At 39.7% G+C, this 17,967-nt stretch carries 11 protein-coding genes; 8 read left to right on the forward strand and 3 right to left on the reverse strand.

Annotated elements, in window-relative coordinates; translation table 11 throughout:
- Positions 1-43: 43 nt before the first annotated feature.
- The 3 genes from F7734_RS66305 to dacB all read right to left on the reverse strand — a co-directional run bounded on the left by F7734_RS66305 (position 44) and on the right by dacB (position 2,261).
- A complete protein-coding gene (locus F7734_RS66305; protein WP_347566302.1) occupies positions 44-214 on the reverse strand; it encodes a class I SAM-dependent methyltransferase in 171 nt (56 codons plus the stop codon).
- A 64-nt stretch (positions 215-278) separates the two neighbouring features.
- Positions 279-650, reverse strand: a complete 372-nt coding sequence (locus F7734_RS28635) for a DUF2237 domain-containing protein (protein ID WP_155747984.1) — start codon at positions 648-650, stop codon at positions 279-281.
- A gap of 141 nt (positions 651-791) precedes the next feature.
- Positions 792-2,261, reverse strand: a complete 1,470-nt coding sequence (dacB, locus tag F7734_RS28640) for a D-alanyl-D-alanine carboxypeptidase/D-alanyl-D-alanine-endopeptidase (protein WP_155747985.1) — start codon at positions 2,259-2,261, stop codon at positions 792-794.
- 746 nt (positions 2,262-3,007) lie between these two features.
- Between dacB and F7734_RS28645 the strand changes: the two genes are divergently transcribed.
- The 8 genes from F7734_RS28645 (at position 3,008) to F7734_RS28680 (ending at position 17,895) form a co-directional block, all read left to right on the forward strand.
- Complete coding sequence (locus F7734_RS28645) at positions 3,008-3,931, forward strand: WecB/TagA/CpsF family glycosyltransferase (RefSeq protein ID WP_155747986.1); 924 nt, start codon at positions 3,008-3,010, stop codon at positions 3,929-3,931.
- Positions 3,932-4,054: 123 nt separating this feature from the next.
- Positions 4,055-4,996: a glycosyltransferase gene (locus F7734_RS28650; protein ID WP_166482220.1), complete on the forward strand. Its 942-nt coding sequence runs from the start codon at positions 4,055-4,057 to the stop codon at positions 4,994-4,996.
- Positions 4,997-5,110: 114 nt separating this feature from the next.
- Entirely contained in the window at positions 5,111-6,043 is a 933-nt protein-coding gene (locus tag F7734_RS28655; protein ID WP_155747987.1) for a beta-1,6-N-acetylglucosaminyltransferase, read from the forward strand.
- A gap of 232 nt (positions 6,044-6,275) precedes the next feature.
- Complete coding sequence (locus F7734_RS28660) at positions 6,276-12,209, forward strand: malectin domain-containing carbohydrate-binding protein (protein ID WP_155747988.1); 5,934 nt, start codon at positions 6,276-6,278, stop codon at positions 12,207-12,209.
- A gap of 367 nt (positions 12,210-12,576) precedes the next feature.
- Positions 12,577-13,536, forward strand: a complete 960-nt coding sequence (locus F7734_RS28665) for a glycosyltransferase family 2 protein (protein ID WP_155747989.1) — start codon at positions 12,577-12,579, stop codon at positions 13,534-13,536.
- A gap of 23 nt (positions 13,537-13,559) precedes the next feature.
- Positions 13,560-15,029 carry an oligosaccharide flippase family protein gene (locus F7734_RS28670; RefSeq protein WP_243147149.1) on the forward strand — a complete coding sequence of 490 codons (1,470 nt, stop codon included), beginning with the start codon at positions 13,560-13,562 and terminating at the stop codon, positions 15,027-15,029.
- Positions 15,030-15,212: 183 nt separating this feature from the next.
- Entirely contained in the window at positions 15,213-16,271 is a 1,059-nt protein-coding gene (locus tag F7734_RS28675; protein ID WP_155747990.1) for a glycosyltransferase, read from the forward strand.
- Between the two features lie 364 nt (positions 16,272-16,635).
- The gene (locus F7734_RS28680) at positions 16,636-17,895 is read left to right on the forward strand and encodes an O-antigen ligase family protein (RefSeq protein WP_243147150.1); all 1,260 of its coding nucleotides are present in this window, start codon (positions 16,636-16,638) and stop codon (positions 17,893-17,895) included.
- The last annotated feature ends 72 nt before the right edge of the window (positions 17,896-17,967 follow it).

The following is a 17,967-nucleotide window of genomic DNA, read 5'->3' on the forward strand; positions in this document are numbered from 1 at the left end:
TTCAAGTAGGGAAGTTACCATTTTTACAGTATTTTACAAGAAATTACCAGCTTTTTGGCATTCTAGAACCAACAGCAGTATTTTCAGTAGATGCTATTTCGATCGCGCTTTTAGAGACATCAATTCCAATTACACTGGGAAAACACTGGGCGAGAAACTTAGTTTGGGTACCATTACCGCAAGCAAAGTCAACCTGAGTAAAAACACTGAAGATTTATAAAAAATTTACCTTTAAGTAAAGACTCTTCATGCAGCGTGTCTGTAAACACGCCCAAATTTTACTTTAAATCAATCGCGTGCTGCTTCAGTTCCTCCAAAGAAACGTATTCTAAAGCAGATGCATGAGTTGCTGACAAAACTATAGGTGGTGCAACTCCTGCGTCGAGAGCCTCCTTCCAACGAGATGCACACAAACACCATCGATCGCCTGGTTTTAAACCGGGAAAATTAAATGCGGGAACGGCAGTGCTCAAATCGTTACCCCTAGACTTAGTGAATGCCAAGAATTCTTCTGTGACTTGAGCACAAACAACGTGTGCGCCAAAATCACCTCCCCCTGTATTGCATTTACCATCCCGGTAATAACCAGTCATGGGAGAGGTACAGCATATTTCCAGTTGTTGTCCAAGAACATTTCTAGCTTCTGTCATGACCTAAGCCTTTAACCTTGTGTTCTGGTTTCATAAACCAATAACTAGGCTAACACAACACCTGTTACTGCTGCATTTCCAGGCCAACCAATACCGTACTTTAAGTGTTCGGTTCATAAAATACGATCGCCGATTCAGGGCTTAACACCTCTGTAACTGAGCTAACATCACCACAATTTCATCCATTGCTTGGCGAATAATTCTTGCAGGTTGTTCTGTTTGATTCACCATGATACTGAAAACCATAGGGCTGTAGTTAGGTGCATTAACATATCCAGCAAGGGAAACAACACCTGTCATCGTACCTGTTTTTGCTTGTACAATTCCTTCAGCAGGTGTTTTGAGAAAGCGATTTTTGAGAGTCCCGCTTCTACCAGCAACGGGTAAGGATGCTCGGTAAACTGCGGCGACGGGAGATTTTGCCATTGCTTGTAAAGTTTGGACTAAAGTTTCTGGGCTTATCAAGTTTTTACGAGATAATCCGGAACCATCGACTAGGGAATAACCTGTTGGATCGACTCCTAACTGGGTTAAAGTCACTTTCATTAATTCTAATCCTACATCAGCAGTTGCTTGGTTCTGAGAAGGTAGCTTTTTGATAGCTAATGCCCTCAGTAAAGACTCAGCAAAAAGATTATTACTGTTGGTATTTGTCTCGACTAGCAATTCTGATAGGGGTGGAGAATCTATACCAGCCAGTTCTTCTCCATATTTCTTACTAAAAGGAGACACAATTGTCTGTGCGACGCTTATTTCCTCAGTTTTTAAAACATTCCGAAAGCGACGCAAGAAGTATTCCGTGGGAGCGATCGCAGGTAAATTAATTGATTCTGGTTCGGAGTTGACTGGCAATTGCCCTTTAATTTGTAAGACTGAACCTTTGAAGTCACGGGTGATATTAATAAAGGAGGGTTGATTTTCTGCTATTGTGACCGATCGATTGACTACCCGCCATTGTTTCTCCTCATCAGTATCAGTCCAGATAACATTTAAAGGTTTGCCAACAGTTTGGGGTTGGAGCTTTAAGCCAAACACGTTTTGATTTAAAATGAAGCTACTAATGGGTGCTCCATAGTCAGACTGTATATCTTCCCATTGCCAAGAGGGATGAACAGTATCTCCTTGAATATAATTATCATCAGCAATCAAAAGTCTAATATCTCGAATATTCTTTTCCTTCAACTGCTTTGCCAGAACGCTCAGCTGAGTATCGGTTAAACTCGGATCTCCCCTACCAACAATATGCAAAACGCCATCGCGATCGCTATATATAGATGTCCGAAAGCGAAAATTTTGACCGAGTTGCTGTAGCACGGCGGCTGTTGTGAGAAGCTTAGTTGTAGAAGCAGGAGTGAAATATTTTTGGGCATCCCGACTGTAAAGAGTTTGGGTAGAAGATAAAGGTTGTACGAGAACACCCCAACGCGATCGACTTAGAAGAGGGCGATCGAGAACAGCATTGATAGATGGTTGCAGTTGAGCAGGACAAATCGCTCGCGCCGTGTCTGCTGTTGGTACAACTTGTGTTTGTGCTTGAACTGGTTCTAAAGAAAGACTAACCTGAGTACCAAGAAACAGGAGCAGGAAATTAATAAAACTTTTTTTAGACATTATCTGAGCTTATAGGGCAGTCGATAAGGGAAATACTCAATGAGCAGATTGTATCAATCTAAGAATAGCTTATTACCAATTGACTAGATAAAAAATCCAAAAAATCCTTAAAATTACGATTGACATTAGTATAAGAGAGCAAAAAGCTCCACAAAAAGTTTATATTGACACTAATTTTTTAAATATTTATGTTGCTTCATAAATATTTATTTTTTTTTCTTGCTTGAAAAAATCAATTTATTAAGATTTAGCTAATCAAACAAAAATACGTAGGTACTCACTATATTTCTTTAAAAAAAACCGCTTTTTCTCAGCTATTTTTCACATCTTTTTTGTATTCATCTCAGTAAGCTTTCTGTACTGAAAATACACGGATGTCATGATTTATTTACAAATCCATTTCTTTGACTTTTTCTTTAAAAAAATAGAAGAAATATGAACATTCGACTAATAGTTGCAAAATTCAGTAGACTTTTTACTGAAGTATCCAGTATTAATTAAGAATCCAAATAAGCAATTTCCGGTAAAAAGGAAATCGAAAAAAATAGATGATTAAATCTGAAGTTTCTCTAGAAGCTGAAAATGCTTAAGCTTCAGGATTTAGTATAATTTTAAGTACTATCAGGGCTTGAAGGAACCGTTTAACTCCAAACCTTTAAGCTATGATACCGCAGTACTTAAATATTCGTTACATCTATTGAGTTGAAAACTATTTTCAAAAATTAACCAAGAAATGGGGTGTTATCATGTCTTTGAATAGCAACAGTCAAAATCTACCAAATCTAGATGTGTATCTGCTGGAACGTCGCATTACCTGCATGACTGTATCATCTATTATAGATGCAGTGCATACGGCATGTATGCAAGGTAAAAAAATAACTGTAGCAAATTACAACGTTCACAGTTTTAATTTATCGATGCAATTGCCTTGGTTTTATCACTTTCTCCAAAGCTCGGAAATTGTTAACTGTGACAGTGTTGGCATTTTAAAAGCAATTGATTATATGGGGGTAAAGTTACCTCTTGATTATCGAGCTTCATATACACTGTTGATGCCAAAATTACTGGAACACTGTAACACACATGGATTAAGTGTATTTTTGCTGGGAGCAAAACCGCAGTACTTAGAGGCGGCTCTAGATAACCTCAGAAAGCAATATGTCAATACTCAGTTTTTTGGACACCACGGTTATTTCGACAAAGAAAATTCAAAGCAGAATGAAACCGTGATTCAAAAAATAAATCAAGAAAAGCCTAACGTTTTAGTAGTCGGTATGGGTATGCCCATTCAAGAAAAATGGGTTTACAAATATCGCAGCCGTTTAAATGTCAACTCCATCCTGCTTGGAGGAGCTATTATTGACAGACTTGCAGGTACAGTGCCAGATTGCCCGCAGGCTATTTCTAATGTAGGTTTGGAGTGGCTCTACCGTTTGTGCCGCGAGCCAAAGCGCTTAGCAGCACGCTATTTACTTGGTAATCCTGCTTTTGCTTGCCATATTGCTTTAGGTAAGTTGTACGCACCTCCATTACGCGTACAGCCCATGCAACCCATTGGCAGTTACAATTTAGAACGTAATGCTCAAATGAGTAATTTGTACTTGAGCTTAATAACTCAACAAAATCAAGAGGTAGGCGCGGCTGTTCTCTCTGGCTCTCCATCAATTTAAGCTTGATGCAGTCATTTTTTATACGAACAATTTTTCGTATCTGTTGTTCTCTGCAAACAGTGCATCATTTGTCTATGGCAATTTTTCCATTTTCAATACGCCAAGAATCAGGAGGCAATTACCGTGGAACCTTTAGTTAGTGTAGTCATACCCACCTATTCAAGACCGCAATTAGTTAAACGAGCAGTTATTAGTGCTTTAGCACAAACTCTTCACAATATAGAAGTCATTGTTGTAATTGATGGTCCAGATCCAACAACCCATGCGGCTTTAGCACAGATAAAAGACTCCCGACTCAAGGTCATAGAATTACCAACAAACCAAGGTTGTCGTGCAGCTCGTAAAGCTGGTATTGATGCTGCTGCTGGCAAATGGATTGCTTCTTTGGATGACGATGACCAATGGATGCCTCAAAAGTTAGAGTTGCAATTGAAACTTGCACAAAATTCTCAACATCAGTTTCCTATTGTGACTTGCTACTTAGTCGCTCGTTCACCTCAAAGCGATGCTATCTTGCCGAGACGCCTTCCCAAACCATCTGAAGCATTAAGTGACTACTTGTTTGTTCGCAATACTTTGTTCCAAGGAGAAGGGCTGATTCAATCTTCAACTATCTTCACGTCTAAAGAGCTTCTACAAAAAGTTCCCGTTTTGGTGAATTCTCAGAGACATGACGATTGGGATTGGTTGTTGCGCGCATCGACTGTAGAAGGAGTAGGAGTCGAGTTTGTGCCTGAGATTCTTTCGATTTGGTATGTGGGAGATCCACGTCCAAGCTTGAGTAAGAACAATCCTTGGCGGGCTTCTTTAGAATGGATTAGAGCAAAACGAAATTTAGTCACGCCAAGAGCCTATTCATCTTTTATCCTTGCAGAAGTTAGCGCACGGGCTGCTAAAGCACGTGATTGGAATGCACTTTTACCACTGATGTGGGAAGCAGTTCGGTTAGGTAAGCCCCAGCTTAAGGATATTCTTCTATGTCTGGGTATGTGGTTTATCTCTCCAGAACTCCGTAATTCGTTGCGCCATCTTCTAGCGAAGAAAGTCAAAGCAATGTCTACCTGATATGTAGAGTCTTTTGATAGCTTACACCAACAGGTTTCAGAAACTGACACCAGATCGAAATAACAATCTTTACCAGGTTCAAATATTCAGATACACCTTAAAGAGGAGAATCAAATGCGCGTTTGTTATCTCATTCAAAGCCATAGAAACCCACAGCAAATTAATCGCTTGATCGATACTATCAAACACACAAGTCCAAATTCTTTTATTATTGTAAGTCATGATTTTTCTAGTTCTAACTTGAATCTAGAAGTCCTTAATGACTTGTCAAATGTCAAAGTAATTCCTGGATTGGGGGGAAGAGGCAATTTTTCTATCATTCATGGATATATGAATGCTGTATCATGGCTGTTTAAAAACAATATCGACTTTGATTGGTTAATCAATCTTTCTGGGCAAGATTATCCTACTCAGGATCTATCACAAATGCATCATCTTCTTGCTCAAACAAAGTATGATGGATTTTTAGAATATTTTAAAGTTCTTTCTCCAGAAAGTCATTGGAGTATCAGAGAGGGGTACTCGCGGTATTTTTACAAATACCAACAACTGCCTTCTATAGCTAAGCTGCCTGATTGGGGTAAGGATTTGCTCGCACCAGTAAAAATTATTAACTACATTCAACCTTTTGTCAGGCTCAATATTGCTTTTGGTATGTTTGGTGTCAAAAATTCTACTCCTTTCAATAAAGATTTTATCTGTTATGGTGGATCTTTCTTTTGTACTTTATCTAAAAAATGTGTTGAGTACTTATACAAATTTTACCTCTTGCGTTCGGATATTGTTAATTTCTATGAGGGAGTTAATGTACCAGAAGAGTCTTTCCTTCAGACGGTATTACTTAACAGTGGTTTATTCAACTTGTGCAATGACAACAAAGTTTACATCGACTTTTCTGGATCTCGCAATGGTCGTCCACGCTTGCTAACAAAAGATGATTATGGAACTATTGTACAAAGTCAGTCTTATTTTGCTAGAAAATTTGATTTAAATCAAGATAGTAAGGTTTTGGATCTTTTAGACGGCAAGATTTTCTCAGCAATTTAAGAATGAAAAACCGCTAATGAACGCGGTTGGACGCAGATAATTATTGATTTCCCTTGTATACTGATTGAGATTTAAGTTCTTTTAAAGCTTAAATCTCAATTTTTATTTTTTTAAAATTCAACATATATTTTCAATATAGAAACAATGAATTTAGAGTAAATGTATAGAATTTTATTTTTTTTCTTTAGACAATATATATTACATAATTACTTTTTTTGACAGCATAGTTCTTATGGTTAGCAAAGCTCTGTTTACTATAGATCCGTCTAGTAGTGGCATTAACACAAGCACTTACACAGCTTCTTCTTTTAAAATTACTAACAACTCAACAACTGGAGAAAAAATCAACCGAGTTTTGATTGACTTGAGTTCTAGTATTTTGCCAGATTTAGTCTTCGATCCTTACGGAACGGTTGGTGATAGTACAGCTAAAGTTTTCACAGTAGATAGTGAAGGTGGTACTGGGTATGTTACTTACAACTATCTCAAAGCCCATGACAATGGTTTTGATGCTCTAGAAATCATTTTTAATGAATTCGCTCCTGGTAAAACCTTTACTTTTTCTATCGACGTCGATCCCACAAGTATTAAAGGTTCACCTGCACCTGGTCCCAATGAATCGGGTAGTGTTTCTGGGTTAGAACTTTTAGGTACTACAGTCACGGTTGATTTTAGTGACAACACTAGCTACACGGGACAGACTTATAGAATTCCTAACAGTGCGGATGGATCGCAAGTTACTATCCAACCAGATATTCCTCTTAAACCTACAATTGAAGTCTTGGGTTTGCCTTCAACACCATCGACTGTATTAGAAGCAAATCAAACAGTTCGAGTCTATGGTTCTCAAGGGGCTACAGTTAACCTGTTACTTATGGAAGCAGGTTTATTTACAAATAATGGTAGCGGTTTTGATTTAGATCCTTTTGAAGCTAACTCGGCAATCTCTGTCAATGAGAAGGTTGGTACTATTGGAACAGCAGGTTATGTTGATATTCCAATCACTCTCACACGTTCTCATGCTGATGGAGGACTCAACCATATTGTTGCGGTCATTAAAGCACCAGATGGTACAACAAGCTTACCTTCTACCGTACAAGTTGTACAGCTTGCTCCCAGTCCAAGCGTTATTGTGCAACCAACAGGAGGTAACACAAGTGTGGCAGAAGGAGGAGCTACTGATACTTACTCCCTAGCTCTGAATACACAACCGACAGCAAATGTCACTGTTAACTTAGCTGTTGGCAATCAACTCTTTGCTGATAAGACTAGTGTCACTTTCACTCCTAGTAACTGGAATACTCATCAAACCATTACCCTCAGTGCTATTGATGATAGTGTAGTCGAAGGAGCACAAACAGCCAATATTACTCACACTGTTAGCAGTGCTGACAGTAATTACAACAATCTGAGCGTTTCAAATGTCTCCGTCACTATCGCAGATAACGATAACCCAGAAGCAACACCAGGAGCAATTCGCATCAATGCGGGTGGTCAAGATTATATTGATACTACAGGTAATCTTTGGAGTGCAGACCAGTATTTCTCTGGTGGCTCTACCAAAACTTATGCTTCTGCGATCGCCAACACTGTTGAAGATCCCCTTTATCAAAACGAGCGTACTGGTAAAACCATCAATTACGCGATCCCAGTCGCCAATGGAGAATACACCGTTAACCTCAAGTTAGCAGAACTTTATTGGGGTAGTGCGCTTAAACGTATTTTTGATGTCAGTGCGGAAAATCAGCTAGTCTTTGATAACCTCGATATTTTTGCGGAATCGGGCGCAAAAAACAAAGCTTTGGACAAGTCATTCAAAACTATCGTCACTGACGGTGTTTTGAATTTGAACATGGTGGCGAGTGTTGATAATGCCACAATTGATGCTATCGAAATCATTCCTGTTGGTACGCCAACGCCAAGCGTTATCCTACAGCTAACTAACGGGAATACCAGTGTCACGGAAGGAGGCGCTACTGATACTTACTCCCTGGCTCTGAGTACTCAACCGACAGAAAATGTCACCATTAACCTAGCTGTTGGCAATCAACTCAGTGCCGATAAAACCAGTGTTACCTTCACTCCTAATAACTGGAATATTGCTCAAACTATTACCCTCAGTGCTGTTGATGATACTGTTATTGAAGCAGCGCAAACTGTCAGCATCACTCACAATGTTACTAGTACTGATAGTAATTACAACAATATCAGCGTTCCAAATGTAACTGTCTCCGTCACAGATAACGATCGCCCAGAACCAACACCAGGAACAATTCGCATTAATACAGGCGGTCAAGAGTATACTGATACTACGGGTAATCTTTGGAGTGCAGACCAGTATTTCTCTGGTGGCTCTACCAAAACTTATGGTTCTGCGATCGCCAACACTGTTGAAGATCCCCTTTATCAAAGCGAGCGTACTGGTAAAACCTTAAATTACGCGATCCCAGTCGCCAATGGAGAATACACCGTTAACCTCAAGTTAGCAGAACTTTACTGGGGTAGTGCGCTTAAACGTATTTTTGATGTCAGTGCGGAAAATCAGCTAGTCTTTGATAACCTCGATATTTTTGCGGAATCGGGCGCAAAAAACAAAGCTTTGGACAAGTCATTCAAAACTATCGTCACTGACGGTGTTTTAAATTTGAGCATGGTGGCGAGTGTTGATAATGCCAAAATTGATGCTATCGAAATCATTCCTGTTGGTACGCCAACGCCAAGCGTCATCCTACAGCTAACTAACGGGAATACCAGTGTCACCGAAGGTGGATCTGCTGATACTTACTCCCTGGCTCTGAGTACACAACCGACAGAAAATGTCACCATTAACCTAGCTCTTGGCAATCAACTCAGTGCCGATCAAACCAGTGTTACCTTCACTCCTAGTAACTGGAATATTGCTCAAACTATTACCCTCAGTGCTGTTGATGATACTGTAGTCGAAGGAGCACAAACAGCCAACATTACTCACACTGTTAGCAGTGCTGATAGTAATTACAACAATATCAGTATTCCAAACGTTTCGGTCACCATCGCAGATAACGATAACTCACAAGCAACACCAGGAGCAATTCGCATCAATGCGGGCGGTCAAGAGTATACTGATACTACAGGTAATCTTTGGAGTGCAGACCAGTATTTCTCTGGGGGTTCTACTAAAACTTATGCTTCTGCGATCGCCAACACTGTTGAAGATCCCCTTTATCAAAACGAGCGTACTGGTAAAACCATCAATTACGCGATCCCAGTCGCCAATGGAGAATACACCGTTAACCTCAAGTTAGCAGAACTTTATTGGGGTAGTGCGCTTAAACGTATTTTTGATGTCAGTGCGGAAAATCAGCTAGTCTTTGATAACCTCGATATTTTTGCGGAATCGGGCGCAAAAAACAAAGCTTTGGACAAGTCATTCAAAACTATCGTCACTGACGGTGTTTTGAATTTGAACATGGTGGCGAGTGTTGATAATGCCACAATTGATGCTATCGAAATCATTCCTGTTGGTACGCCAACGCCAAGCGTTATCCTACAGCTAACTAACGGGAATACCAGTGTCACGGAAGGAGGCGCTACTGATACTTACTCCCTGGCTCTGAGTACTCAACCGACAGAAAATGTCACCATTAACCTAGCTGTTGGCAATCAACTCAGTGCCGATAAAACCAGTGTTACCTTCACTCCTAATAACTGGAATATTGCTCAAACTATTACCCTCACTGCTGTTGATGATACTGTTATTGAAGGAGCGCAAACTGTCAGCATCACTCACAATGTTACCAGTACTGATAGTAATTACAACAATATCAGCGTTCCAAATGTAACTGTCTCCGTCACAGACAACGATAACCCAGCAGCAACACCAGGAACAATTCGGATTGATGTTGGTGCTCAACAAGCTTACACCGATCTTGCTGGTAATGTTTGGAGTCCAGATCGGGATTTCCTGAACGGTACAATCTTTACTACAGGTGCAGCGATCGCGAAAACTGACGACGATCCCCTCTATCAAACGCAACGTACTGCCAAAAACTTGGCTTACGAAATCCCTGTGGCAAATGGCAACTACCTTGTGAATCTGCACTTTGCTGAATCTTACTGGAATGATTATGGTCAGAGAATCTTCGATATTTCTCTAGAAGGTGAGCAAGTATATGATGACCTCGATATTTTTGGACAATCCAAAAATGCATTCTTCCCTGGTAAGAATTCTGCTCTTGCTTTATCTTTCCCAGAAATTACTGTAACTGATGGCAAACTTAATGTTAATTTTGCCGCCAGCTTTGACAACGCTGCACTTGCTGCTTTAGAAGTTATCCCTCTCACAGGTCCAAGAATGATTTTGCATCAGACTGCACGCAGTACTGAAGCTATGGAAGGGGGATACAGCGATACTTACTCAATAGTTCTCAATACTAAACCCACAGCAAATGTCACCATAAATTTGACACCAGACAGCCAAATCAGTACTGACAAAACAAGCGTTACCTTCACACCTGGTAACTGGAATGTTGCTCAGACGATCGCAGTGAACGCCATTGACGATACTTTAGAAGAAGGGACTCAAACAGTCAACATTGCTCACACGATTACCAGTGCAGATAGTGACTACAGCAGCTTGAGCGTTTCAAATCTTGCTGTTAAGGTCATTGATGATGAACTTCCGCCCATCGATTTCACAAAGAAAAAAGTCGCTACAATAGGCGATCCTACTACAGGTGCTTGGGGTCCAGATGGTAGGTTGTACGTAGGTACTTACAGTGGTGAAATTCGAGCATACACCTTTGATGAGAACTACAATGTGATTGGCACCCAGATCATCACTACTTTGATGAATCTGCCTAATTCTGATATCTTAGGTATCGCTTTCAATCCTTTTGACTCGACTCCAAAAATTTACGTATCCCACAGTAAACTCTACGGTAATGGTGGAAGTAGCTTCCCCGAAACCGAAATCTCAGAATACAGCGGTCAAGTTTCAGTTCTCGAAGGACCCAATTTTTCAGTTATCAAACCTTTAATTACGGGGTTACCAGTTTCAAACCATGACCACGGGATTAATGGCTTGACGTTTGACAATCAAGGTGATTTGTACATTGCTATTGGTGGCAATACTAATGGTGGTGTTCCCAATAGCAATATAGGTGGTCTTCCAGAATCTCCGTTTACAGCTGCGATTCTGAAAGCTAACATTACAAAAGCTAACTTCAACGGTCAGATTGAGTATGTTTTACCACCTGATTTTCAACCACCGAGTGGGTTAACTTTCGATGCTGCAGACAGCCAAGTATTTGGAGGTGTCGCAAAGGTTGCGTCTGGCGTGGATGTATCTGTGTATGCTAGTGGACTCCGGAATCCATATGATGTAGTTTTTACTACAAAGGGAATGCTATACGCCACAGATAACGGACACAATAAAGGCTTTGGTAGCCTCTCTACTTCCGCAACCACTGAAATATCGGCTTCTGGTGCGCCAGATGAACTGAACTTGGTGGAACAAGGCAGTTATTACGGTCATCCCAATCGCAATCGCGGACTCGAAGACAACCGCCAAAATATTTTTTATGCACCATCTCAAGCCAGTATCCCAGGAGTATATACTGCTCCATTAACAACGATGAGTGCTTCAACAAATGGAATTGTTGAGTACCGAGCAACCACATTCAACAACCAACTGCGAGGAGATTTATTCGCTCAGCAATGGAACAAACAGCTTTATAACTTTAGTCTTTCATCTGATGGCAGACAAGTACAAAAAGTTGACTCCCTAACGGGTGTGACTGATGGGTTAGATATCGAAGTTGGTCCCGGAGGTGTCATTTTTGGTATGGATTTTGCTGAAGACGCAATTACAGTTGCGACTCCTAACGATTCGTCCATAGTTGGAATGAAAGCCTTTGATATCGACAGATGGCGTGCTACTGCTACGGGTGGCGGTCAATTTATCATTGGTGGAGTTAATTTCGGTAGTTTAGCGGATACCACAGTCACAATTGGTGGACAAGCTGCAACTCTTACCTCTGTTTCTACCAAGAGAATCATGGGAATTTTACCATCTTTTTCTAGCCCGTCTAACGATCTTTTAGACATAGAAGTCTACAGTAACGGTCAGCAATCTGTAATACCAGATGCTTTCTTGGCTTTATCTGGAAATACTGGTTTGGGTTAAAAACACGGCCAATATTCCTAACCAAGCAGTATTGCCTGGTAACTCAATTCTTGTGGGGTGGGCATCCTTGCCCACCTTTTATTTTTTAAAGTAAAAATTAAAGATATTGAATCGTTTTCCAACAATATTCGTATTTATACGTAATTCAAAAAAATCGTTTTAAAATAAAATAAAAAGCTAAAAAGCTTATTTCAAAAGAATGTGAGGAATCTTTTCACGCCAATTTTATAAAACAAAAAAGGCTTTATCATAAATACAAATATATCTCGTTATTTTTCCCGGATTCTGTGCAATAAATAGTATTAGTTAAAAAACTAAAGAGTCAGTTTTTCAACGTACATAAGTGCATTTATCTAAGAGTTTTTCAATGGTTAGTATTCCTCAAGTCAGTGTTATAGTCCCTGCCTATAACGTGAGTTCTTATATAGAAGATGCATTGCGATCGCTACAGCGCCAATCTTTTCAAGAATTTGAAGTGCTGGTTGTTGATGATGGTTCCATCGATCGTACAGCCGATGTGGTGAAGCCTTACGTAGAAAAAGATTCTCGATTTCGATTATTGCAAAAGCAAAATGGTGGGTTATCATCAGCACGGAACTATGGCATTCGTTATGCTTATGGAGAATACATAGCCCTGTTAGATGGTGATGATACATATCATCCAGACAAATTAGCTAACCACGTAGCAAGACTAAAGCGCGATCCAAATGTGGGTGTAGTTTATAGCGCTTCAAAAGCAATTCGCGACGACGGGCGTCCAACATTTATGCACTTAAGTGGTAAACCAGTCCACTCCAATCCACTGCTAGCTTTACTATGCAAGAATTTTGTGGGACATGGTTCTAATGCTGTCTTCCGCCGCTCAATAGTGGATGAAGTGGGTGAATTCGATGAAAGTTTACGCAGTTCTGAAGATGTTGATTTTTGGTTGAGAATATCAGCAACACAGAAATGGAAATTTTATCGCGAATCACGAGTTTTGTGTTACTATCGCGTCCGTCCCTCCGGGCTTTCATTCAATGTAGCGCAGATGCAGCATTATAACGAACAGGTCATTCGGAATGCTTTTCTTCGTTCCCCCGAGTTGGTTGAGCCTATGTTACCAACAGCTTACGCTTATATGCACCGTTACTTAGCTCGCTTATCTCTTCAAGGTGGTCATTCTGAAAAAGCACGTTATTTTCTTGACCAAGCTTTAGCATTTGATAAGTCAATTTTTTATCGCGATTTGCGCTCGCTACTGACTTTATTTGCTGTGTGTCTTGCACCAATTGCTCAGCCAGCTATTCGACGCTCTCTTGGTTCAGTCAAATATATGCAGAAATAAAGATTCCCTCCAAAATTTACCTCATGAACCTTTCTTCAGTTATCAAAAATGGATTTTGGGCAACATACGGAGCGATCGCAACACGTATGCTATCCTTGTTCAGCAACCTAATGCTAGCAAGACTATTACTCCCCTCTGAATTTGGAGTGATTGGCATTGCCTATATTTTTTGGGCTTTTGTAAATTTGTTTGTTTCTCAAGATTCAGCCGGATCGTTTCTTGTCTATAAAGGTATTGAAGACAAGCGTTATGTTAATACAGCTTTCACGCTTGGTTTAAGCATTGGGTTAGTTTTGGCTTTCGGGATGGTTACAGCATCTCCCACAATCGCTAGTTTTTTCGGCGAGCCAAACTTGGTTGGGATACTCATTGGGTTTGCGTTTAACTTGATACTGGCTTCTATTCAGTCAATTTACGTAGGTATAATGACTAGAAGAATGCTGTATAGAGAACTCGCGAATGCAAACTTAATAGCTTCAATGGTTCGAGTCTTCTCCACAGCCTTTTGTGCATCTGTTGGTTTGAGCTACTGGTCATTTGTTATAGGAGACACGGCTTTTTGGTTAACACTATGCGTTTTAACCCAACGTCATGTCAAGCATAAGTTTCAATTACAGATCGATCCAGAAATCAGGGGAGAAGTCTTGTCTTACTGTCTTGGAGGTACAGGCTCTAGCTTGGGTTTTTATTTCAATGCTAACTGTGATAACTTCATCATTGGTAAACTTTTAGGGAATACTTATTTGGGCTTTTACAACTTTGCTTACCAATTGACAATGGCACTCAACTCAATCCTCAATCAAGCATTTAGTCAAGTTGGTATGTCAACCTTTGCTCAATTACCTAGCGATCGCCATCAAGAAAACGCTCTACTTAAAGTCGTTGAACAAATAGCTTTCCTCACTGCTCCTATCTATGCCTTATTCTTCTTAGTCATTGACCAGCATACAATTTCTTTGATATTTGGAACTAAGTGGATTCCTTCCTCTTCTGTCATTCCTTGGTTACTCATTTTTGCATACTTTCGTCTCATTAACGTTGCTCTGTTCTTTATGCTCTCTGCAAAAGGAAAACCGGGGCTTAATGCTAAAATTAATCTCCAAATAGCACCAATAGCGATTTTAAGTTTTATCATCGGTGCCTGTTATGGAGAAATTGTTGGGGTCAGTATTGCCGTTGCTCTAGTGTTAGGGCTTTTTTGGACTATCTACAGTTGGTGGATAGGTTGTAGAGCCATGGGCTGGCAACTAAGACAGTTTTTAATTCCTTGCTTTTTACCAAGTGCGATCGCATTATTAGCCATTGCGTTTTCTTTTAGCGCTCCTGGATTTTTCAAGCCAGTTGTCTTTCTTGTCAGTTATGGAATTTTAGGAAGAATTTTGGCTAAAAAACAATTTTTGACTTATCAAGTTTTTGCTAGTATAGCCTTTCTCCGTCTCATGAAGTATACCCCCCTTTCATCCCTCCTTGGTAAGGGGGACAGAGGGGGGTAATTTTCGTACCTCACCAAGTTAAAATTTGCTGTAAGTTTATTCAACGCTTCACTAAAAGACGGAGCAAGGGGTAAAAAATAAACCAGCTTTTCTGCAGGTAGTAGCGATGCATGCGCTCAAGCGCTAGTACAAACCAGTGTTCGTTTTTCTTTCACTTTTCAAAATATAAATCGAGGTGTCATTGTGAAAAAGCAACCTTTAGTTAGTCTTTTAATCAATAATTACAACTACGATATGTTTTTATCTGAGGCTATTGAAAGTAGCTTAAACCAAACATATTCCAATATTGAAGTCATCGTAGTAGATGATGGCTCTACAGATAGCTCGGCAAAAATTATTAACAGCTATCAAGATAAAGTCATTCCTGTTTTAAAGGCAAATGGTGGTCAAGCCTCAGCTTTTAATGCAGGGTTTGCGATCGCCAAGGGAGAAATCATTATTTTTCTAGATAGTGATGATGTGCTCCTACCTGATATTGTTGAGAAGACGGTATTAGCTTTTCAAGAAAACAAAGATGCCGTTAAGGTTCAATACAGGTTACAAGTCATTGATGTCAACAGCCAACCTACAGGAGAAATCGTACCATTAAGTAGTTGTAAGATGCCTAATGGAGATTTAAAGCCTCAAATCTTTAAATTTGGTAGTTATACTTGGCCACCAACAAGTGGAAATGCATTTAAAGCAAGTATGCTCCGACAACTGTTACCTATGCCAGAGGATGTGTATCGCATATCTGCTGACCGTTATTTAAATAACTTAAGTGTGATGTTTGGTGCAGTCGTCTCGTTAGATGAAATAGGTGGCTTTTATAGAGTCCATGGCAAAAATAATTTTCGCACTAGCAAGATTAATGTAAACAAGCTCAGACGCCAACTTATTGGAGCAGCTAGAGTACATGCAAAAAAACGAGAATTAGCGCGTACTTTATATTCTCTTGATATTTCTTATGTAGAATCAAGAGATTTACTGCACGTGATGAATCGAATCATAGTGTTGAAGTTAGATCGCCAGAACTATCCTCTGACAGATAGTTTATTAAATTTGTGTTGGCAAGGATTAATTGTTTCTCTAGTTTATTGTGATTATCATTGGTCGCGAAAACTAGTCTTAGCTTCGTGGTTTGTACTTATGTTCTTGCTTCCAAACTCAATGGCTGAGAATATTACAAATCAAATTTTCTATCCAAACACCAGAGGCGGTTTTACAAGAAAACTGCTAGCCACTATGAAAAAATTTGCATAATTACAGGGGCTTTTTCATCTTCTAGCAGTAGGTTGGGTTGAGGAACGAAACCCAACCTACAATTAAGCTTCATCAAAACTAAAAATACTTAGATGGTTTTCCGCAAGATTTTTTCACAATATGTATGTCATAACTGTTGTTAAGTAAATCTACCAAAATCAAAGCTGGAGAAAGGAGTCAAATTGATAAGTTATAGGAATGCATCTATCTCAAGGTTTTTGAATATCTCTTCTGTCTAAAGTTAGTGTTGTAGTCTTTGCCTATTTCACATTGGACACTTTGAATGTTTAACCTTTCTTCTAGCAAACCAAAACCCCTACAGACAAATTTCAAATTAAATAACCTGTCATTTGCAGAAAGGGTCTTGTATTGGACTATTGTACTCACACCTGTTTGGTGGTTGTTAGGGTTGCAGACTCTTTTATATCCCACAGTTGCAACTATATTGTTAGCAACTAATTTTGACCTCGATAAGCTCATTAAACGCTCGATTCCTCTGTGTAACTGGGCTTGGTTGGGCATGGTTTTGGTAGCACTTTGGACGAGTATCCAAGGTCTATCCCAAATAGGCTTTGAGGTGATGAAAACTATTGCTACCTTAGTGACTCTGTTTAAAGGTTATTTCTTGATATTTAGTTGTCTGACATTACCTTTTTGGCACCGCATTAGAGTACAAGTAGTGACACGTGCTGTAGCTTGGATGGCAGCTTGTTTCTTAATCACCCTCGGCATTCAACTGCTCATACTGATTGCTGTTGGTCCACAACTTCCTTTTTTGCCACCGTTAGCGCGTGTCATTCCTGGTGACAAGATGAGCTTAATGGTTGGGTTTGCTATCATTCAGCCTTTCTTCGGTATCCCATTAGCAAGAACAGGTCTTTATACTCCAGACCCTCCCATTTTAGGGGTTTGTGCTCTTTTGAGTTTTTTAATTTCTTACAGTGAAACAGACCGTCGCTTGCGTAAATTTGCAATGGCAGGGTCTTTAGCAACGCTCATCATATCCCAGAGTCGTCTGGCATGGATTTGCTTTCCCCTATCATTTCTGATTATGAACGGCTTCCGAAGTGGATTGGTTCGTCAAAGTTCTTTGTGGGCAACATCATTTATTTCTTTTATCTGCGGTCTTGTAGGCATGACCTTAACTGAATTACTGACTAAACCGCTAGAAACTTTTAATAGCGCTCGTGCTGATTCATCAAAAGACCGTGAGTATGTAATTGATGCTACAATAGAAGCATGGAAAGAGTCTCCTTGGATAGGATGGGGAATTGTTGAAAGGACTGTGACTTGGGGAAATGGAGCCTTTGAACTTCCTCTAGGGACTTTTTCATCTTACTCGCAAGTCTTGTATTTACACGGAAGTATTGGCTTCATCTTCTTTATCGCTGCTTTAGCATTAACTTTAGGTTGCTTTTGGCAACCCGCTCTACAAGGTAATAAAATTTGTTCTCTGGCATTTGCTAGTTTAATTGTTCTGTACATATTGTGCCAAGCTACAACATTAACTTGGATGACCATTTACTTCTGGTACTTCTTTATTTGGTTGGGTGCAATTCTTGCAGAAACACGACATAATTATGTTTCTTCATGGGAGCAATTATCAAAAAAATACAAAATTTAGTAGTGCTAGTACACTCTCCTAGACCAGAACGAATAAAAATGAGCATTGAAGCATTGTAAATACAAATATTTT

The sequence above is a fragment of the Scytonema sp. UIC 10036 genome (assembly GCF_009725235.1).